This is a genomic window from Curtobacterium sp. 179-B 9B NHS (assembly GCF_045370965.1).
In the GTDB taxonomy this organism is placed as follows: Bacteria; Actinomycetota; Actinomycetes; order Actinomycetales; family Microbacteriaceae; genus Curtobacterium.
Window position 1 is genome coordinate 1 of record NZ_JBIQDQ010000006.1, and the last position, 19,220, is coordinate 19,220.

Consider the following 19,220-nt stretch of genomic DNA (forward strand, 5'->3'; position numbering starts at 1 on the left):
AAGAGACTGGGGCGGCGCGGGCGGCGCTCGGCGCTCGGGGCGGCTCGGCCGTCAGCACAACGAGAAGCACGTCGCGCCACGCGGTTCCGTGGCGCGACGTGCTTCCGGTGGTGCGCGAGCACCCGGCACCACGCGCCGCCTCCGCGCCACCTCTGCCCGGCGAGCACGTCGGACACCCCGCGCCCGCCCCACCCACCGCACCCCACCCCACCCTCGGTCGGCGCACCATGTCCTGACAACCGCTCGAGTCGGGGCCGCTACGATCGAGGGACACCACGACGGGTCGAGGGAGATCATGGGAGACGGCAGGTCCGCCACCGCAGACGGCAAACCGGCGACCATCTACGACGTCGCCGCCCGCGCAGGGGTCTCGAAGTCCCTCGTCTCGCTCGTGCTCCAGCGCTCCCCGAAGGTCAGCGACCAGCGCCGCGAGGCCGTCCTGCGGGCCATCCAGGAACTCGACTACCGCCCGAGCACCGCGGCCGTGTCCCTCGCCGGCACCCGCAGCCGCACGATCGGCGTCGTCCTCGACGACTTCCGCAACCAGTGGTTCGTCGACCTGCTCACCGGCCTGCGGGAGGCGCTGCAGGACCAGGGGCACCGCCTCGTCGTCGCCGACCGCTTCCTCAACACCGGGCTCGACGCCTCACCCGTCGAGGGCTTCCTGTCCATGCGCGTCGAGGGCATCGTCATCGCCGGCGAGCCCGACACCGACCTCGCGATCCCGGCGAGCATGCCCGTCGTCGTCGCCGGCGGTCGTGCGGTGCTCCCCCGCGCCGACACCGTCGCGAACGACGACCGCGCCGGTGGCCGGATGGCCGCCGAGCACCTGCTCGCGCTCGGCCACACGCGCATCGGCTTCGTCGGCGGGCGCTCGGCTGCGTCCGCCGAACGGCTCACCGGCCTGGAAGCGCGGATCACCTCCGCCACGTCGCCCGCCTCGCTCGCCACCCACGTCATGCCCGTGGAACCCACCGAGGAGGCCGGCGCCGAGGCCGTCGGGCACCTGCTCGACGCCCACCCCGACGTCACCGCGGTGTTCGCCGCGAACGACGTCATGGCGCTCGGTGCGATGTCGGGGCTCGCCGCCCGGGGCTTGCGCGTCCCCGAGGACGTGTCGGTGATGGGCTACGACGACACCCCGCTCGCGGCGTCGTCCTACGTCGGCCTGACGAGCATCGACGACCGCAGCGTGGAGATCGGCCGTGGCGCCGGGGAGCGCCTGCTCGCCCGGATCGCCGACCCGACCGCTCCGGCGCAGGAGACCCTGGTCGAGCCCCGGCTCGTCGCCCGCCGCACGACCGCTCCGCGCTGACGCGAGCAAGCCCGCCCGCGCCGCCCGCGCGCACGAGACTCGTCTGAGCGGACACGTTCGCGGCCCCGGCGCCGCGAACATGTCCGCGGAGCCGAGTCTCGTGCGCAGCCCGGCGGCCCCGGCGGCCCGGCGGCCCCGCGGCCCGGCGGCGAGCGCGTCAATCCGTCGGCAGGACCGCGTGCTGGACGACCCAGGCGTGCATGACGATCGCCGCCGCGGCCGAGGCGTTGATGCTCCGCGTCGACCCGAACTGCGTGATCTCGAGGTGGGCGTCCGCACCCGCGACGGCCTCGTCGGTGAGCCCGGGTCCCTCCTGCCCGAACAGGAACACGCAGCGCTCCGGGATCGCCGCGGTCTCGATGCGCTCGGCGCCCGGGGTGTTGTCGATCGCGACGACCGGTCGTCCCTCCTCGCGCATCGCGGCCAGGAACGCCGCGACGTCCGGGTGGTACCGCACGTGCTGGTACCGGTCGGTCACCATCGCCCCGCGCTTGTTCCAGCGCCGCCGACCGATGACGTGCACGGTGCCGGCGAGGAACGCGTTCGCACTCCGCACGATCGACCCGATGTTGAGGTCGTGCTGCCAGTTCTCGATCGCGACGTCGAAGGCGTGTCTGCGGGTGTCGAGCTCGGCGACGATGGCGTCCATCGACCAGTACCGGAAGCGGTCGACGACGTTGCGGGTGTCCCCGGCGGCGAGCAGCTCCGGGTCGAGCCGGGGGTCGTCCGGCCAGGGCTCGGGGTGCGGCCCGACGCCGTTCGTCGTGGCCTCGTGGGTCGGTGGCAGCGTGGGACCGTCCGGCTGCGCCGGTCCCGTCGACGGGACCACGGGGTCGGACGGGAGGCGCTCGGTCACGTGACCAGCGTAGGGCGCGTGCCCCGCGCCTCCCGTCCGGCGACCGCCGTCAGCCGACGGTCAGTACGACGTCGGGTACGTGACCGACGGCTCGGACATCGCGACCGCGACGAGCGCGATGAAGAGCACGGCGTAGAAGACCGTGATCACTCCACCGACGATCACCGCGGCGAGCGCCAGGCCACGGCCGCCCTCGTCACGCTTCTTCGCCTGGGACATCGCGACGAAGCCGAGGACGAACCCAACGATCGGCGCGACGAACGCCGCCACGAGCGCGATGATCGCGAGGGTGTTCGTGCGCTGCGGGGCGGCCGGCGCCGTTGCGTACGGCTGGTACGGGTGCTGCTGGGGCTGGTCGTTCTGTTCTGACACGGCTGACGAGCCTAGGAGCGCCGCGTTTTCGTGGAGAAGTGCCAATCTTCGTCCGGCCTCAGGTCGTGCCGGGGCGCAGGAAGTCCTCGGGGTCGTCACCGCTGCCGGTCGTCGTGAAGATGCGCTTCCGGTCGCCGGGGCGGGCCGGGTCGTGGAGCACGGTCACCGTCCCACCGAGCACCGGAGCGGTGCCGTGGGTGAAGCCCTCGGTCCGCTCGACCCAGCGCCGGACGCCGTGCAGGTCCACGAACGAGAAGGTCCACCGCAGCAGCGTGCGCGACGCGTCCGGGGTCGTGCCACCGCTGATCGCGGTGACCTCGCCCGTGGTGCGGCGGCCGTTCGCCAGCACGTCCGTGAGCCGGGCGCGCCGGTTCCCACGGCCGATCCGCGTGGCACCGCCGGCCACGAGCGCGAGGACGGTCACGACGGTGAGGAGCCCCGGCAGCCACCACACGGCGGTGTACAGGATCCAGCTGCCGACGCCCCACGTCTCGTCGTGTCCGAACGTCGGGTCCACGGCCACGCCGACGCGGTCCGGGGCGGGCCACTGCGTGGTCGTGGCCCACCAGGTGCACGCGGTGGCACCGACGAGCCAGAGCGGCAGCGGCCCGAGCCCGACCAGGTCGGTGGTGCGCCCGGACCACCGGTGGTTCCACCGCGTGTACACGCCGACGGCCACCAGGGTGCCGACGACCGCGCTCGGGGCCGCCCACAGGTGCGTCTCCGGGTCGGGGCTGTCGGAGAAGATGCTGTTGACCGTCATCATCCGGAAGCGCAGGACGAAGTCCGACACCGCGAGTCCACCGACCGCCCCCGCGGCGACGACCAGCAGTGCACCGACGACGGTCATCGTCAGGGCAGGGGTCGAGCCGCGGTACCGGGCCTCGCGTTCGCGGTGTGCCTGCTGCGGGTCGACCGTGCTCACGACGCGGTGGTGCCGTGCGTGCGGACGCGGGCCTCGATGCCGGCGGTGATGATCTCGAGGCCCAGGGCGAAGCGGTCGTCGTACGAGTGCTCGCCGAGGATCTCCCCGACCACGCGGTGCCGCTCGGGGCGCCCGGCCTCGGAGTCGCCGCGGCCGACCTGCACGCCGGCGTGCCCGACGACGAAGTCGTAGACCACGAAGAACGCGTACATGGCTTCTCGTTCGGGCAGACCCGCCTGCTGCAGCGCCCCGACGACCTTCGCCACGACGGCGTCGGACTCGGTGGAGGCGAGCGGGGCGCGCTGGCTGTGCGACTCGAGCACGAGGGGGTGGGTGCGCATGAGGTCGCGGAAGGTGCAGGCGAAGACGTGGACGACCGAACGCCAGTCGTCCGGCCAGACGAAGGTGGCCGTGAACTCGTCGACGGTACGACGGACGAGCTCGGCGTGCAGGTCGTCGAGGCCGCCGATCGTCCGGTGCACGGTCATCGGTGCGACGCCGAGCTTCGCGCCGAGGGCGCGGAAGGAGAGGCGGTCGAGGCCCTCCTCGTTGGCGATGGCGGTGGCGGCGTCGACCACCTGCTGTCGGCTCAGGACGTTGGGGCGACCACGGCGGCGGCGGGGTGCGGCGGCGGTGTCGGCCGCCGGCGTCGTCCCGGTGGGGGCGTCGGCCGCTCCCGCGCCGGTACGGCCGTCGGTCGTGGTGCGCGGCTGGGCGGTGGGGCTGCCGGGGTCGACGAGCACGGGGAGGCCTCCTTGATCCGGTACGTGTCCCGAAAATCGTAGCCCAAAGCCGAACGCCGGTCGGTGTCCGGTCGGCCAGTCCTCACAGCCGGGTGACCACCGGGTCCGGCGAGCGGCGGCCCCAGTACGCTGGGCCCATGGCGACCCGCGACGAAGTCGAGTGCTGGCTGACCGACATGGACGGCGTGCTCGTCCACGAGAACCAGGCCCTGCCGGGCGCTCCCGAGCTCATCCAGCAGTGGCTGGACGAAGGGACCGAGTTCCTCGTCCTGACGAACAACTCGATCTTCACGCCGCGTGACCTCAGCGCCCGGCTGCGGTGGTCGGGGCTCGAGGTCCCCGAGGAGCGCATCTGGACGTCGGCGCTCGCCACGGCGGACTTCTGCCGCTCGCAGATGCCCGGGGGCTCCGCGTTCGTGATCGGCGAGGCCGGGATGACGACGGCGCTGCACGAGGCCGGCTTCATCATGACCGAGACCGCGCCCGCCTACGTCGTCGTCGGCGAGACCCGCAACTACTCGTTCGAGGCGATCACCAAGGCCGTCCGGCTCATCCGCGACGGTGCCCGGTTCATCGTGACGAACCCCGACGCCACCGGGCCCAGTGCCGAGGGGGTCCTGCCGGCGACCGGGGCCATCGCCGCGATGATCGAGAAGGCCACCGGGAAGCAGCCGTACGTCGTCGGCAAGCCGAACCCGATGATGTTCCGCTCGGCGATGAACCGGATCGGGGCCCACTCCGAGAACACGGGCATGATCGGCGACCGCATGGACACCGACGTGCAGGCGGGCATCGAGGCCGGGCTCCACACCGTCCTGGTGATGACCGGCATCAGCGACCAGGCCGAGATCGACCGGTACCCGTTCCGCCCGAGCGAGGTCATCGCCGGCGTGCACGAGCTCGTCCGCGCGGAGCCGATCGAGGTCGAGCTCTAGCGAGGGCGTGAACGCGTGCTCAGACCGGGTTCGCCCGGAGCAGTCGCTCCGTCGCGATCATCGCGCCGCCCACGACCGCCGGGATCCCGCCGCCGGGGTGCACTGACGCCCCCACCCGCCACAGCCAGGGCCGCCAGCGGTCGTTGTACGAGGGGCGGTGGAACGGCCCGCTCTGCCACGGCGGACGGGCCGCCCCGTAGAGCGCCCCGTGCGGTTCGCCGCCGGTGCCGTAGTACTGCGGGTCGAGGACCACGTGGTTCTCGAGCAGGTCGGTGATCGGTCGGTCGAGGCCCAGCGCTGCCGACACCCGGTCGACCTCCCGCCGCACGAAGGGGTGGTCGATCTCGTAGTGCGCCCCGTCCGCGGGTGCGGTCAGCAGCACGCCCACGGTGCCGTGCGGGTTCGGGGAGAGCTCGCCGGCGCGGTAGTGGTTGACGAACACCATCGTGTCCGCCGGTTCGTCGCCCGCCTCGAGGCTCCGGTGCAGTGCGTCCGGCTTCGTCGGCAGCACCACGCTGTGCGTCGCGAGGCCCTCGGGCAGCTCCTCGCGCAGCACGCCGTAGAGCGCGACGGCGGAGCAGGACAGGGCCCGGGGGCGGGAGCGCGGGCGTGGCAGCACGGACGTCGCGGACGGACCGGCCGGTCCGGTCAGCGCGGCGAGCCGGTCGGCGTCGAGGGCGCTGACGACCAGGTCGGCGGGGTGGTGCGCGGCCTCGGTGGTGACGCCACCGCGCGCGATGCGGGTGACGGCCTCGCCGGTGCGGACCTCGACGCCGGCGGCCTCGGCGAGTCGCTGCAGCGCGAGCACGACCTCGTAGACGCCGCCGCGGGGCACCCACGCGCCGGTCTCCGCCATGATCGCCGGCATGCTCGCGTAGAGCGCAGGGGTGCGTGCGGGTGAGACCCCGGCGTTGAGGGTGTGGATCGCGATGATCTCGCGCAGCCCGTCCGGCAGCCACGCCAGGCCGTCGAGGTACGCACGCGTCGTGAGCCGCGAGCCGTACACGGAGAGCAGGCGACGGACGGCCGGCAGGGCCGAGCGGTCGAGCGGGTCGGCGAGCAGGAGCCGCGTGACGTCGTCGGCGAGCGGCGCGTGCAGGTCGGCGAAGCGTCGCCACGCCGGGTACCAGGGGTGGTCGGGCGCGACCGGCAGCGCGGTCTCCTCGCCCCGGTGGAAGTACCGGCCGACCTCGGGCATGCGCACGAGGTCGAGGTGCCCGTCCTCGCCGGAACGTCCGCCGAGTCGCCGCAGCAGCTCGTCCCACACCGCCGGGAAGGTGACGAGCGACGGCCCGGTGTCGATCCGGTCCGCCCCGAGCTGGATGCGACGGCTCTTGCCCCCGAGCCGGTCCGACGCCTCGAGCAGGGTCACACGGTGCCCGGCACGGGCGAGCAGGGCGGCGGCGGTGAGCCCACCGATCCCGCCTCCGACGACGACGACACGACTCACCGGGCACCTCCGAGCACGATGGACACCAGGAGCAGCACCCCGGCGAAGGACCCCGCGATGTACGGGAAGGCGACCGACAGGCGGTACAGGCGGTGACCGGTCTCCGGCGACGGGGCGCGCAGCAGGCACACGACGAGGATGCCGGCGATGAGCAGGTTGACGGCGGCCACCGGGATGCTCACCACCGCGAACAACACCGTCGACACCACCCACCAGGCGCCGCTCCACAGCGCGGTCCCCCGGGGTCCGAGCCGGACCGCGGTCGTGGTGATGCCCGCGTCACGGTCCTCGACGATGTCCTGCACGGCGTCGAAGGCGTGCTTGGCGACGCTCCAGGCCATCAGTCCCAGCGCGGCGGGCCACGTCGGCTCCTCCTCGAGGGCGAACGGCACGATGACCAGCGGCAGCGCGTACGCCGTGTTGCTCAGCGAGTCGAGGTACGGCCGGGCCTTGAAGCGCAGCGGTGGCGCGGAGTAGCAGACGAAGACGACCGCGTAGAGCAGGATCGCGGCGTTCGCGAGCGGCGGCAGCGTCAGCAGGAACGCGACGAGGAACGGCACGTTGACCACGGCGACCGCCCAGACGATGAGTCGGACCTCGGACTGCCGGATCCTGGCACCCTCGATGGACCCCTTGCGCGGGTTCGTCGCATCGGTGTCCTGGTCGAAGACGTCGTTGACGCCGTAGATGAGCAGGTTGAACGGCAGCGTCAGCCAGATCAGGATCGGCAGCGCCCGAAGGTCGAACAGCGCTCCGGTGAGCCACACGGCGACCAGCCCCGAGCCGATCGTGTTGATCCACAGGACCGGACGCGAGACGTGCACCAGTCGGCGCACGGTCGCACCGGCCCCGGACCGCAGGGTCCTGGGCAACTGTCCGGTCCCGTCGGTCACCGGCCCGAGCGTACCCGGCGGTGCCCGTGCTACTCCACCGTCACGAGCGTCCCGAGCGGCAGGGCGTCGAGCGCCGCGACCCCCTCCGCGGAGAGTCGCACGCACCCGTGGGACACCGCCCCCGAGGCCGCCGCGTTCCAGTGCAGGCCGATGAGCCCGCCGTCCGACCCGCCGTACGGTTCGTCGGCTGCGCTCGAGTGCAGCGACGTCAGCTGGATCGCGTGGTCGCCCGTCCCTTGCGAGGGGTCGACGTACCGCTGCTCCAGGTACCCCGTCACGCCGGTCGGCGTCGGGGTGTCGGAGGTGCCCACCCCCGCGGGGAAGCTCCGGGTGACCCGTCCGGACGAGGACTCGATGGACACGGTCTGGTCGGCCGTCGAGATGACCACGTGCGACGTCGGTGTCACCTGCTGCACGAGTGCCGTCCGCGGCACCCACGCGGCCGTCTGCGCGGCCGCGTGTCCGTCGGCCGCCGAGGGCAGCTCCCGACGCGCCGGCGTGAGGACGAGCTCCCAGTCCCCCTCGTGCCGCAGTCCCACGACCGTCGTGGGCTGGCCGAGGAAGTCGGTGGCCGCGAAGCGCGCGACAGGGTGCTGCCGATCGGACCCGAAGAGCGGTGCGTCGGTGCGGAGGTGGAAGACCTCGGCGGACGACACCGTCCGGTCGACGGGCAGCAGGCCGTCGACCACGGCCGAGTAGCGCGCTTCGGGCAGCGCGGCGAGCGCCGCTGCGGCGACGTCGGGGACGCTCGGTACCGTGCGCGCCGTGGCCGTGGGGGTGCGGTCCGCCGCGGCGGGGACGGCGTCGCCGCCGGTCGCGCCGGTCAGCACCGGGACGGCGATCGCGGCGGCGGCGACCACGACGGCGGCGATGCCGACGGTGGTCCAGGTCTTGGGGTACGGCACGGGGGACTCCGGTGGTGCGAGGGGGGGGGGGGGGAGCGGTCAGGGGCGGCGGACGGGAGGCGCGGGGCGGGCCGGTCCCGCGCCTCCCGTCGGGTGGGTGCGGACGGGAGGCACGTGACGGGCCGGTCCCGCGCCTCCCGTCCGGTGGGTCAGCCGCTGACGACCGGCAGGTGCACGCCGTCGGGGACGGTCCCGGTGGCGCCGGTGCCGCCCGCCGTGCCCGCGCCGCCGGTCGAGCCGCCCGCGTTCGACGCCGCGGTCACGGTGATCGCGAGCGGCGTCACGAGCACCGAGGCGCCCGACGAGTCGGCGAGGTCGAGCGTGTGCGCGCCGACCGGAGCGTCCGCGGGGATCACGACCGAGCCGGTCGCGGTGCCGTCCGGACCGACCGTGAGCGTGCCGACCGTGACCGGGTCGGACCGCAGGACGACCTGCAGGGTGGCGCCGGCGGGGAGTCCGGTGCCGGCGAGGGCGATCGTCTTCCCGGCCTGCACGGAGGTGCCCTCGGGGGCGGTCAGCACGCCGGAGACGACGCGGGCCTGCCCACCGGTCGAGACGACCGTCGCGGTGCCGTCCGCGCCGACGGCGACGGTCGCGCTCGTCGCGGCCGCGAGGTCGAGCCGCTCCCACGAGCCGTTCGCGGAGCCGGACTGGTCGAGGGGGTGACCCGAGGCGATCTCGGTCTGCGCGAGCACCTGCGTGCGCTGCGCGTCGGTCAGGGTCGGGAAGGTCGACAGGAGCAGGTTCGACGCGCCGGTGGGGACCGACGGGGCGAGACCCGCGGTGCCGGTCTGCGCGAAGCCGTAGGTCATGCGCTCGCGGTAGACCTGCACGGCCGAGGCCCGGTCGGTGACGACCTGCGCGGTGCCGCCGGGCATCGCCTGGCCGCCGTAGGGGTCGTCGGTGTAGGGCCGCTCCGCGGCGATGCAGTTCGCGAGGGTGTCGCCGCACGTCGCCTCGAGGTACGCCGTGAGCTCGGCGCGGGCCGGCTCGAGGACCTCGGTGCGGTACTGCGTGTCGGACCAGCGGGCGGCGAGGGCGGCCTCGCCGTCGATGCGTCCGCCCATGATGTCGAGCGGGTAGTGGACGCCGAGGACGATGCGGTCGTTGCCGGCCTCGGACGTGCGGGCGAGGATCTCCGGCGCGAGTTCGGGCACGAGCGTGGCGAGGGTGATGCCCGCCTGGTACGCCGTGGTGGTGTGCCCGGACGGGTACGAGCCGCCGGTGCAGATGCCCTTCTGGCCGTAGCCGGCGTCGAGCACGACGTCGTTCGGCGAGAACTCGTGCGTGGTGTCGGTCGTGGCCGGCACCCGTGTGATCGTGAGGTTGCCCTTCGCGTCCGCCCAGGCCGTGCCGGTGCGGTTCGCGGCGAGCGACGACGCGTTCACGGTCGCCGGGTTGCAGCTGGCCGTGTCGTCACCGGCGGGCAGCGTCGCCGCGGTGTCGGTCGGCAGGTACGGCCGCGGGTAGCTGTAGTGGGCCTTCGCGTCGCCGGTGCCGACGTAGGCGCCGCTCGTTCCGTTCGACGAGTTGACGAGCGCGTCGACGAGCGGCAGGTCGCCGTCCTTGCGCCCCTGCACGAACAGCTTGCTCAGCGTCTCGCCGAGCCCCTGCGACACGGTGAAGGACTGGTCGTAGGCGGTGTTCGTCGCGTTGTCGTACTCGGCGTCCTGCAGCGCCCGGAACTGTTGCGCCGTCGTTGCGTGCTGGTTGATCCACGACGTCAGCTGGTCGTTCTTGGCCAGCGTCACCGGGTCGTCCACGGTGCCGTGCAGGTCGTTCTTCCCGCTCGACGTCCAGTACTGGTCGTACCTGCTGAGCAGCGACACCAGGTCGGGCTCGGTGGAGTCGCTCGGGTACGTCGCAGCCTGCGCGGCGAGCGGCGACCCGAGCACGAGTGCGGTCGCGACGGTGGCGACGGTCACGCCGCGGACGGTGGATCTGCGCATGTGGTGGTGGTCGCCCGGGGGCGACGCCCCTTCCTGTTGTACCGGTGTGGAAACAGGGCGAACCTAGGGACGGGTGGTTGCCGGACGGCGAACGGTCCCCCACCCGGGGGTGAACCGGGCCGCAGGCTGTGCGCATTCGCAGCCCGTCGCCCTCGTGGACGAGTCGGTCCGGCGGCACCCGCCGGGCCCGGTACCTGAGCGCGGGCGGTCGGGTCAGACGGCGGACGGGAGGCGCGGCTCGTCCCCCTGCACCGCGGGCGCCCCCACGGGCGGCACCGACCGCCACCGGCGCAGCAGGCGGCGGCCCCGGTCGTCCCGCCATGCGACCAGGCCGCCGGCGACCACCCCGAGGGCGAGCACCGCGAACGCGAACAGTCCGAGGAGCCCGACGGGCACCATCCGCACGAGGTCCTGCGTCGGCACGGTGGCCGACACCGCGATCGACCCGAAGTCCCAGAAGGCGTGCAGCAGCACGGGCGCGAGCAGGTTCCCGGTGAGCCGGCGGGCGAGGTAGAGCGTCGAGCCGAACGACGCCGCGAAGACGACCTGCACGACGGTCGCTCCGACCTCCGCGCCGGCGAGGACGTTGAGGAAGTGCAGCAGCCCGAACAGCACGCACGACGCGATCCACACGCCGAACTCGGGCAGCCGCCGCCGGAGCCCGACGAGCAGCACGCCGCGGGTGAGCAGCTCCTCGAACACCCCCACGAAGAGGACCCCGACGGCGAGCAGCAGGAAGTACCGCACCGGCTGGGCGCCCCACTCGACGAGCGGGAGCCGGGCGACGCACACGGCTGCGATCAACGCCGGGGCCGTGAGCGTCCACCGGAGTGCCGTCCGACGACGGTCGGCGGTCGCGATGGGCCACCAGCCCAGCGCGGTGACGTAGACGCAGAGCCCGAGCACCGCGATGCCCTCCGGCACCACGAGTGCCCCGAGGACGCCCTCGACGGTCTGCCCGAACGTGCTGTAGTCGTCGCTCGGCCGCGAGCGCCAGGCACTGACGGCCGCGAAGGCGACGAGCGGCGCGAGGCCGAGCAGGAGCGACGGGGGCACCGGCCAGCGACGGCGTCGGACGGGTGCGGTGGTGGTCACCCGCCGTTTGTACCATTGACGCATGCGCCTGCCCTCCCTGTCCGTCATGGCGGAGGACTACGTGAAGCTCGTGTGGAAGTCGACCGAGCGCGGCGGCGAGGGGCTCGCGACGCGGGACATCGCGGCGGCCCTCGGGGTCTCGGCGTCGACGGTGTCGGGGAACCTCCGCAAGCTCGACCGCGACGGCCTCATCGAGCACACCCCCTACTACGGCGTCGTGCTCACCCCGCTCGGGCAGCAGGTCGCCGTGGCGATGGTCCGTCGCCACCGGCTCATCGAGACGTACCTGGTGCAGCGGCTCGGCTACTCGTGGGACGAGGTCCACACCGAGGCCGAGGCGCTCGAGCACGCGGTGTCCGAGACGTTCCTCGAGCGGGTCGACGCCGACCTCGGCCACCCGACGCACGACCCGCACGGTGACCCGATCCCGGCGACGGACGGCTCGATCCCGTCGTCGGCGGGCACGCTGCTCGGCTCGGTCGAACCCGGAGCCTGCGGGGTCGTGGACCGGGTGTCCGACGACGACCCGGCCCTGCTCCGGTACTTCGACGAGCTCGGGGTCGCACTGGGCACGCACCTGCGCGTCGAGCGGGTCCGCGACTACGCGGGGGTGATCGCCGTCAGCCGGCGGGCTCCCGACGGCGAGGAGTCCCTCGTCGACCTGCCGGCCGCCGCCGCCTCGGCCATCTGGCTCGCCCCCGACGCCGACTGACGCCAGCGGCCGGGGCCGCGGCCGCCCGCCGCCCGCTCGCCGAGCGGGCACTTCCTGTCACACTCGGCGGCTCCTGCCGACGGATCCTGCCCGCCCGACGGGACGCGCGCGGCACGTCCTGCCCGTTCGATGCGGCTGGTGCCCACGAACGGACGGGAGGCCCGATGCCAGCCCGCCGCGAGCCTCCCGTCCCACGATTCCCGTCGCACGACATGCCGCTCACCTCCGCCGCCGACGGCACGTCGTGCGACCGGAACGGCCGCCGGCGGCACGTCATGCGACCGGAACCGCCGCCGACGGCACGTCGTGCGACCGGAACCGCCGCCGACGGCAGGTCGTGCGACCGGAACCGCCGGCGCGCCCATCGGACGGGAGGCCCGGTGCCAGCTCGCCCCGAGCCTCCCGTCCCACGATTCCCGTCGCACGACATGCCGCTCACCTCCGCCGCCGACGGCACGTCCTGCGACCTGAACGATCGCCGACGGCACGTCCTGCGACCGGAACGGCCGTCGGCGGCAGGTCGTACGACCGGAACCGACCGCAGCCGCAGCAGCCGCCGCCGCGGCCGCGGCCGCGGGCGGAACCGCGCCGCCGCCTACGCGGCCGGAGCGCCGGCGGCGCCGGCCCGCCGGAACGGCGCCCGCAACGTCGGCACGATGTCCTTCCGGTTGATCCACAGCACCACGAGCGCCGCGACCACGTGCACCCCGCTCAGCACCCACCGCCCGCTCGTGTCCGTCACCACGAACTGCACCGCGAACAGCGCCACGAGCGCGATCGCCGACCACCGGTGGAAGCGCAGCGCGATGATGATCGCCACGCCCAGCACGGTCTGCGACGCGGTGAGCACGAACTCCTCGACCTGCCGACCGTCGAGCGGCAGCCCGCCCGTCGTCCCGCCACCGAGCACGTGGGCGATCGGCAGCGACCCGACGAGCAGCGACCACTGGTTGACCTTCGACGCGATGAGCGTCCCGATCGCCGCGCCGCCCATCCCCCGCAGGGCGAAGAGCGCTGCGACGATGAACTCGGGCGCCTCGGTGGCGAGCGGCGCGAGCCACTGCACGAGGAAGTAGCTGTCGATGCCGAGCGCGCTCCCCGACTCGACGAGCGCGTCCGCGAACGGCTCCGCCGACGACAGGATGACGGCGGCCGCCACGACGAACAGCGCGACGATCGTCCAGCGGCGCGCACGCTGCGGCATCGAGGCGATGTTCCCCGCCATGCCGACCATCTCCTCGTCGCCGCCGTCGTCCGGCGCCTGCGATGCCCGCCACAGGTACGCGACGAAGGCGGCGAGCAGCACGAACCCGAACCAGAGCGGGATCGAGCCCATCAGCGGGATGAGGAACGCGACGACCGCCAGGAGCGCCAGGAAGCCGATGTCCAGCCGTGAGGACTGCTCCAGCTGCAGCACCTTCGTCGCCGACCGGGGCAGGGTGCCGGCGCGGACGTACCGGCGGGCGACGAGCAGCGAGATCACCACGACGAGGGGCCAGCCGAACCCGAGCAGCAGCCGGTTCGAGCCGGTCATGTTCGCGGCGGCGAACTGCTCGTACGACGGGTCGTACCCGGAGCGGAACGCGTAGTACAGGTCGACGGCGTACTCGGGCAGCACGGCGATCAGCGCGAGGATCGCGATGGCGAGGGCGCCGGAGATGTCCTTCTGCGCGGCCTCGGCGGCCCAGGCGAGCAGGAACGAGGCGGCGACCACCGCACCGCCGAAGACCAGCAGGTCGACGACGGGGTTCGGGGCGGAGCCCGTGACGCGGAAGACCACGGCGGGCAGGGCGATCACGATGCAGATCGCGATGCGCCCCCAGGCGCTGCGGCCCATGCGGGCGGGTGGTGCGTCGGCATCGACGACGCGGACGGGTGAGGTGTCGATCACGGGATGGTCCCTTGGTCGGGCCGCACCGATCGCGCAGGGGTGGGGAGCGCTTCGGCACGGCAGAACGGCCGAAGGTCTCGCTCGCCCGCCGGGTGGGACCGGCAGGTGGTGCACCGGGCCGATCGTCGTGATGGCCAGTGTGTCGATGCACGCGCTGGGAGCTACTCCCCTTCGCCGTCCACCTTGGCGCGCTCCCATCCGCGCGCGCAAGCCGATCGGGCCTGTTCGTCGACCCGAATCCGGGTCTTCCGCGGCCCGCCCCGGAACGGCGGGACGCGCTCGTGGCGCACCGCGCGTCGGACGGGAGGCCCGTGGCGGCGCAGCCACGGGCCTCCCGTCCGTCAGGTGGTCACCCGGAGGCGCGTTTGCCGCGTCCGAGCGCCATCTCGCGACGGGCGCGTTCGAGCGCGAGCGCCGATCCGGCGTCCGGGTCGGCGAGCAGTCGTTCGGTCTCGTCGACGTGCGCGCGCACGGCCTCGCCGCGACGTTCGGACGCGTCTGCCAGGACGGGGGCGACGACGTCCTCGCCGAGCGAGACCAGCGCACGGCTCAGCGCGAGTCGGGTCTCCCGGTCACCCTGACCGAGTTCGCGGGCGAGGCGTCGGGCGAGGGCGGGACCCTCCTCGGCCGGAGCGAGCAGGACGGCCGCGCGCCAGGCCGTCCGACGCACACCGGGGTCGTCGTCGCCGAGCCGGTCGGCCACCTCGGGGTACACCGACCCGTCGCGGATCTTCGACAGGGTGTGGAGCGCCTGCGAGCGCGCCTGCGCCTCCGGACGGTGCAGCTCGTGCGTCAGCCGGGGCACGACGGTCTCCGCCGGCAGCCTGACGAGCGCCCAGGTCAGGGCCTCGCGCACCTGCAGGTCCGGCTCGACGGCACAGCGTTCGACGAGCACCTCGAGGTCGGACGGCCTCGCCTCGGTGCCGGCGGCCATCACGGCACGGAGTCGGACGGACGAGCGGGGGTCGGTGAGGTCGTCGGCGAGGGTGGTCATCCCCTCATGCAACACCGGGTACCCGCTGGTCACGTGCACGGAGCCGGGGCATAGCGTGGACGGGACCCGTACCGCACCGGAAGGACTCCCCATGCCCCGCATCGGAACCAGTGACCTGCACGTGTTCCCCCTCGCCCTCGGCGGCAACGTCTTCGGCTGGACCGCCGACGAGCAGACCTCGCACCGGGTGCTCGACGCGTACACCTCGGCTGGCGGCGACTTCGTCGACACCGCGGACGTGTACTCCGCGTGGGCGCCGGGCAACGAGGGCGGCGAGTCGGAGCGCGTCATCGGCTCGTGGCTCCGCGCGTCCGGGAAGCGCGACGACGTCGTGGTCGCGACGAAGGTCTCGCAGCACCCGCAGTACAGCGGCCTGTCGGCGTCGAACGTCGCCGCGGCTGCCCGCGCGAGCCTCGAGCGGCTGGGCACCGACCGGATCGACCTGTACTACGCGCACTTCGACGACCAGGACACCCCGCTCGAGGAGACCGTCCGTGCGTTCGACCAGCTCGTGCAGGAAGGCCTCGTCCGGTACACGGCGATCTCGAACTACTCGCGTCCGCGTGCCGAGGAGTGGATCCGCATCGCGAAGGAGCACGGGCTGGCGCTGCCCGTCGCGATCCAGCCGCACTACAACCTCGTCACCCGTGAGCCCTACGAGTCGGACATCGCCCCGCTCGCAGCGTCCGAGGGCCTGGGCGTCGTGCCCTACTTCGCCCTCGCCGCCGGGTTCCTGACCGGGAAGTACCGCACGAAGGACGACTTCGCCGGCAAGGACCGCGAGGGGCAGGTGTCGGGCTACTTCTCGGACGAGGGACTGGCCGTGGTCGACGCACTCTCCCGCATCGCCGAGGCGCACGAGGCCGAGATCGCATCGGTCGCCCTCGCGTGGCTGCAGGCCCAGCCGGACGTCGTCGCACCGATCGCGAGCGCGCGGAACACCGAGCAGCTGCCGGCGCTCCTGGCGTCCGCGGACCTCGAGCTGGGCGCCGAGGAGCTCCGCACCCTGGACGAGGCGTCCGCGCGGGTCCCCGCCGCGTCCTGACCGGCGCCGCCCACCCCGCCCTGCGCCCCCGCGCCCCCGCGCCCGCGGCCCTGCGGCGCGGCTAGCCCCGCAAAACGCAACGTCGGCGGTTGCTCGCAGCGGTACAACGCTGCGAGCAACCGCCGAGGTTGCGTCTTGCGGAGAGGGGATCGGGTCAGGTGCCGCTCGGGGCGAGCGAGCCGGTCAACGGCTGGCCGCTCGAGCGCGTCGCGAAGCACGAGATGAAGGTGTTGCCGCGGTCCCAGGTCTCCTGGTCGGGCGCGTAGGTGCCCTGCACCTGCACGTCGCCGTACCGCGCCGCCGCCGCGGTGTCGACTGCCTGGGCGGTCTGGCACACCTGGGCCGCCTGCGCCGCCAGGTCGTCCGGCCCCGGCCACGCTCCGGCCTCGACCTGGATGCGGGCGGTCAGCTGCCCGGCGTGCGCTGCCGTGCAGTCGACCACCGTGAAGGACTGCGCCCAGGCGTCGGTGAACGGCGACAGGCACTCACCGCCGGCGAGCTCGTTCCAGGCGTGCTCACCCGGGGCGGCCTGGGTGGTCGCGAACTGCAACGGCGGCGCGGGGGCCGCGGCGGCCTCGGTGGACTGCTCTGCCGAGGGCTCGTCCGAGGGAGCGGCCGACGCAGCGGCGGAGGACGCGCTCGCCGCGGGAGCGCTCTCCTCGCTGATGGAGTTCCCGAGGATCCAGCGGGTGAGCCCGAAGACCGCCACGAGCAGCACCACGATGAGCACGACGGCGCCGATCACGAGCAACTGCTTGCCGCGCTTGCCCTCGCCCGCGAGCCGACCGAAGCCCTCGTTGATGAAGTTGTCCCGTCCGCCGCCGTCGCCGGGAGCCGTGCTCCCCGAGGCCGTGCGGTCGGGAGCCGTCCCACGGGTTGCTGCGCGTGCACCGGGCGTCCCGTCACGACGGGGAGCGCCGGCCGGAGCGGCGACCGCGGGCATCATGCGCGTCCCCGAGTCCTCGGGGTCGTACCCGGTGTCGCCGAGCTGCCCGACCGCAGCCGTGCCGAACAGGTCCTTGATGACGCTCGTGTCGCTCGTCTCGCGGCCGTCCCACTCGTCCTGGTCGAGGTCGTCCGGTGCAGCGGCGGGCAGGCGCTCGACGGGGTGTTCGTCGTACCGCTCGTCGTGGACGTCGTCCTCGTCGCGGCGGTCGCTGCGGGCGTCGCGATCGCCGGTCAGCCCCCGGAGGTCCTGGCCGACGGACGGCGGGAGGTGCGCCGGGTACGCAGCGGTGGCGTCCGACGACGCCGGTTCGATCAGCGGCGGCGCCGCGGTCGGCGGCACGGTGGCGTCGGGCTCCGCCCACCAGGGGGTCGCCGCTGCAGCGACGGGCATCGGCGCGTCGGCAGCGGAGTCGTCACGTCCGACACCGCCCACGGCCGGCAGCGCCGTCGTCCGTGCATCGTCGTCGCGGTGTTCGCGGTCGCCCCGGTCGTCGTCCTGCACCGACGGCAGCGCCGTCGTCCGTGCCACGTCGTCGTCCTTCGCATCCTCCGGGGCCGACGTCGGCACCGGAGCGGGTACCGGCAGCGGTGCCGGCACCGGCGCCGCGAGCAGCCCGCTCGGGAGCCCACCGGCAGGCGTGTCGACCTCGCCCGCGACCACGTCGTCGTCCGCCTCGTCCGCGAGCGACCACGACCGCGCCCCGAGTGCCGTGGTGTCGAACCGGCCGGTCGTCAGCGTCGTCGGGACCTCGCCGGTCTCGTCGTCCCGGATCGCCCAGTCGAAGGGTCGTTCCGTCGCGCCGGCCGGGGCAGCGTCACCCGCTCCCTGCAGGCGCAGCAGCTCGGTGAAGCTCGGCGGCTCGTTCGTGGGTGCCGGCGCGGGCGGCAGGACGTTCTCGACCCCGAGCGGCTGCGCGACCGGCCCGGTCGGCGTCGGCGCGGGCGTTCCCGGCTGTGACCCGGTGACCCGCCCGAGCCAGTCGACGTCGCTGCGCCCCTGGCCGAACGGGTCGGCACGTCGTCGCTCGTCGTCGACGGCGCGGTTCTCGGCAGCGCGCTCGTCCCGGTGGCGCATCGCGGTCGGCAGCGAGATCGAGGACGGGTGCGAGACCGTGCTCGTCGGCGGCACCGGCGCAGCGGGCGGGATGCGGTCCCCGAGCGTCTCGCGCTCGTGCTCGACCGTCGCCTGCGGGTTCTCCGACGGCTCGCGGAGCTCGTCGCCCATGTGGATCGCCTGGGTCGCCCCGGCATCCTCGTCGGACTCGGATCCGGACGCAGCCCCGGACGCGGACCCCGGCCCGGACCCGGCCTCACGGTCGCCGACGGGCGGCGCCGGCACGACCGGTGCGGGCGCGACCGGTGCGGGATCGACGGCCTCCGGCTCGAACGGCTCCGGCAGTGGCGCGCCGGTCTCACGAGCGGCCCGCTCCGCCTCGCGCCGCTCGCGGCGCGAGGGCCACTCGTCGGCACCACGCGGCGCACCGAAGATGTCGGCGGCACTGCGGAGACCGCGGAACGGAGCGTCCGAGCCGGACGCGCGCAGGGCCTCCCGGTCGTCCGCCCCGTCTGTCGGGCCGGACGGACGGTCGGGATCGCGCGCGTCGTCCGGACGCTCCCCGGTCACGCGCTCAGCCCCAGGTCGGCCAGTCCGATCGCGGCGAAGTAGGGGTAGCCGGCCGCCTCGATCCGCTCCTTCGCGCCGGTGTCGCGGTCGACGACGACGGCCACTGCGGCGATGATCGCGCCCTCGCGCTCGAGCGCCTCCGCAGCCTTGAGCGGCGAGCCGCCCGTCGTGGAGGTGTCCTCGAGCACGACGACGCGCTTGCCGCGGACGTCCGGACCCTCGACCTGGCGGCCGCGGCCGTGGTCCTTCGGCTCCTTGCGCACGACGAACGCGTCGTAGGAGAGTCCGCGCGCCGCGGCCTGGTGCAGCACGGCACTCGCGATCGGGTCGGCGCCCATGGTGAGGCCACCGACGGCGTCGACGTCCGGCACCTGCTGCAGCAGGTCCGTCATCACCTGGCCGATGAGCGGAGCGACCCGGTGGTCGAGGCTCACCTTGCGCAGGTCGATGTAGTACGACGCCTGCTTGCCGCTGGTGAGCGTGAAGTCGCCGTGGAACACCGCGTCTGCGGAGATGTGCTGGATCAGCTGGTCGCGCGTGTCGGTCACAGCCCACAAGGGTAGTCGCT

General features: G+C 73.9%; 17 protein-coding genes. 4 read left to right on the forward strand and 13 right to left on the reverse strand.

What is annotated here, in order from left to right; all coding sequences use genetic code 11:
• Window positions 1–295 precede the first annotated feature (295 nt).
• On the forward strand, window positions 296–1,315 hold the full coding sequence (locus ACH0A8_RS07205; RefSeq protein ID WP_406906882.1) for a LacI family DNA-binding transcriptional regulator: 1,020 nt from the start codon (window positions 296–298) through the stop codon (window positions 1,313–1,315).
• A gap of 157 nt (window positions 1,316–1,472) precedes the next feature.
• On the opposite strand, the gene ACH0A8_RS07210 is transcribed toward ACH0A8_RS07205, so the two are convergent.
• The 4 genes from ACH0A8_RS07210 to ACH0A8_RS07225 all read right to left on the reverse strand — a co-directional run bounded on the left by ACH0A8_RS07210 (window position 1,473) and on the right by ACH0A8_RS07225 (window position 4,211).
• Window positions 1,473–2,144 (reverse strand): TrmH family RNA methyltransferase, encoded by a 672-nt coding sequence (locus tag ACH0A8_RS07210; RefSeq protein ID WP_406906960.1) that lies wholly within the window; start codon window positions 2,142–2,144, stop codon window positions 1,473–1,475.
• Between the two features lie 87 nt (window positions 2,145–2,231).
• A complete protein-coding gene (locus tag ACH0A8_RS07215) occupies window positions 2,232–2,543 on the reverse strand; it encodes a DUF4190 domain-containing protein (RefSeq protein WP_406906883.1) in 312 nt (103 codons plus the stop codon).
• A gap of 58 nt (window positions 2,544–2,601) precedes the next feature.
• Window positions 2,602–3,468, reverse strand: a complete 867-nt coding sequence (locus tag ACH0A8_RS07220; protein ID WP_406906884.1) for a hypothetical protein — start codon at window positions 3,466–3,468, stop codon at window positions 2,602–2,604.
• Entirely contained in the window at window positions 3,465–4,211 is a 747-nt protein-coding gene (locus ACH0A8_RS07225) for a TetR/AcrR family transcriptional regulator (RefSeq protein ID WP_066652046.1), read from the reverse strand. Before ACH0A8_RS07225 ends, ACH0A8_RS07220 begins: the two co-directional genes overlap by 4 nt.
• A 137-nt stretch (window positions 4,212–4,348) precedes the next feature.
• On the opposite strand from ACH0A8_RS07225, the gene ACH0A8_RS07230 reads away from it, so the two are divergent.
• Window positions 4,349–5,146 (forward strand): HAD-IIA family hydrolase, encoded by a 798-nt coding sequence (locus ACH0A8_RS07230; RefSeq protein WP_406906885.1) that lies wholly within the window; start codon window positions 4,349–4,351, stop codon window positions 5,144–5,146.
• 19 nt (window positions 5,147–5,165) lie between these two features.
• Here ACH0A8_RS07230 and ACH0A8_RS07235 read toward each other — a convergent pair whose 3' ends face one another.
• The 5 genes from ACH0A8_RS07235 to ACH0A8_RS07255 all read right to left on the reverse strand — a co-directional run bounded on the left by ACH0A8_RS07235 (window position 5,166) and on the right by ACH0A8_RS07255 (window position 11,438).
• Window positions 5,166–6,596 (reverse strand): phytoene desaturase family protein, encoded by a 1,431-nt coding sequence (locus ACH0A8_RS07235; protein ID WP_406906886.1) that lies wholly within the window; start codon window positions 6,594–6,596, stop codon window positions 5,166–5,168.
• A complete protein-coding gene (locus ACH0A8_RS07240; RefSeq protein WP_406906888.1) occupies window positions 6,593–7,489 on the reverse strand; it encodes a UbiA family prenyltransferase in 897 nt (298 codons plus the stop codon). Before ACH0A8_RS07240 ends, ACH0A8_RS07235 begins: the two co-directional genes overlap by 4 nt.
• Before the next feature lie 29 nt (window positions 7,490–7,518).
• A complete protein-coding gene (locus ACH0A8_RS07245; RefSeq protein ID WP_406906889.1) occupies window positions 7,519–8,394 on the reverse strand; it encodes a L,D-transpeptidase in 876 nt (291 codons plus the stop codon).
• A 149-nt stretch (window positions 8,395–8,543) separates the two neighbouring features.
• The gene (locus ACH0A8_RS07250) at window positions 8,544–10,319 is read right to left on the reverse strand and encodes a phosphatase PAP2 family protein (RefSeq protein ID WP_406906890.1); all 1,776 of its coding nucleotides are present in this window, start codon (window positions 10,317–10,319) and stop codon (window positions 8,544–8,546) included.
• Between the two features lie 237 nt (window positions 10,320–10,556).
• Window positions 10,557–11,438, reverse strand: coding sequence for a lysostaphin resistance A-like protein (locus ACH0A8_RS07255; protein WP_406906891.1), 882 nt, complete (start codon window positions 11,436–11,438; stop codon window positions 10,557–10,559).
• Window positions 11,439–11,460: 22 nt separating this feature from the next.
• Between ACH0A8_RS07255 and ACH0A8_RS07260 the strand changes: the two genes are divergently transcribed.
• Window positions 11,461–12,150: a metal-dependent transcriptional regulator gene (locus ACH0A8_RS07260; RefSeq protein ID WP_406906892.1), complete on the forward strand. Its 690-nt coding sequence runs from the start codon at window positions 11,461–11,463 to the stop codon at window positions 12,148–12,150.
• A 595-nt stretch (window positions 12,151–12,745) separates the two neighbouring features.
• On the opposite strand, the gene ACH0A8_RS07265 is transcribed toward ACH0A8_RS07260, so the two are convergent.
• Both ACH0A8_RS07265 and ACH0A8_RS07270 read right to left on the reverse strand, forming a co-directional pair.
• Window positions 12,746–14,041 carry a sodium:proton exchanger gene (locus tag ACH0A8_RS07265; RefSeq protein WP_406906893.1) on the reverse strand — a complete coding sequence of 432 codons (1,296 nt, stop codon included), beginning with the start codon at window positions 14,039–14,041 and terminating at the stop codon, window positions 12,746–12,748.
• 349 nt (window positions 14,042–14,390) lie between these two features.
• Window positions 14,391–15,035: a HEAT repeat domain-containing protein gene (locus tag ACH0A8_RS07270; RefSeq protein WP_406906894.1), complete on the reverse strand. Its 645-nt coding sequence runs from the start codon at window positions 15,033–15,035 to the stop codon at window positions 14,391–14,393.
• A gap of 91 nt (window positions 15,036–15,126) precedes the next feature.
• On the opposite strand from ACH0A8_RS07270, the gene ACH0A8_RS07275 reads away from it, so the two are divergent.
• Window positions 15,127–16,080, forward strand: coding sequence for an aldo/keto reductase (locus ACH0A8_RS07275; RefSeq protein ID WP_406906895.1), 954 nt, complete (start codon window positions 15,127–15,129; stop codon window positions 16,078–16,080).
• Between the two features lie 154 nt (window positions 16,081–16,234).
• Here the strand turns inward: ACH0A8_RS07275 and ACH0A8_RS07280 are convergent, their stop codons facing one another.
• Together ACH0A8_RS07280 and pyrE are read right to left on the reverse strand one after the other, a co-directional pair.
• Window positions 16,235–18,652, reverse strand: coding sequence for a hypothetical protein (locus tag ACH0A8_RS07280; RefSeq protein WP_406906896.1), 2,418 nt, complete (start codon window positions 18,650–18,652; stop codon window positions 16,235–16,237).
• Complete coding sequence (gene pyrE / locus ACH0A8_RS07285) at window positions 18,649–19,200, reverse strand: orotate phosphoribosyltransferase (protein ID WP_066652024.1); 552 nt, start codon at window positions 19,198–19,200, stop codon at window positions 18,649–18,651. The genes ACH0A8_RS07280 and pyrE overlap by 4 nt, the downstream gene beginning before the upstream one ends.
• Window positions 19,201–19,220 lie beyond the last annotated feature (20 nt).

What these genes read in the sequence shown, in the direction of transcription:
- ACH0A8_RS07260 (WP_406906892.1), top strand. Translation starts at nt 11,461, where the DNA reads ATGCGCCTGCCCTCCCTGTCCGTCATGGCGGAGGACTACGTGAAGCTC.
- ACH0A8_RS07230 (WP_406906885.1), top strand. Translation starts at nt 4,349, where the DNA reads ATGGCGACCCGCGACGAAGTCGAGTGCTGGCTGACCGACATGGACGGC.
- ACH0A8_RS07270 (WP_406906894.1), bottom strand. Translation starts at nt 15,035, where the DNA reads ATGACCACCCTCGCCGACGACCTCACCGACCCCCGCTCGTCCGTCCGA.
- ACH0A8_RS07205 (WP_406906882.1), top strand. Translation starts at nt 296, where the DNA reads ATGGGAGACGGCAGGTCCGCCACCGCAGACGGCAAACCGGCGACCATC.
- ACH0A8_RS07275 (WP_406906895.1), top strand. Translation starts at nt 15,127, where the DNA reads ATGCCCCGCATCGGAACCAGTGACCTGCACGTGTTCCCCCTCGCCCTC.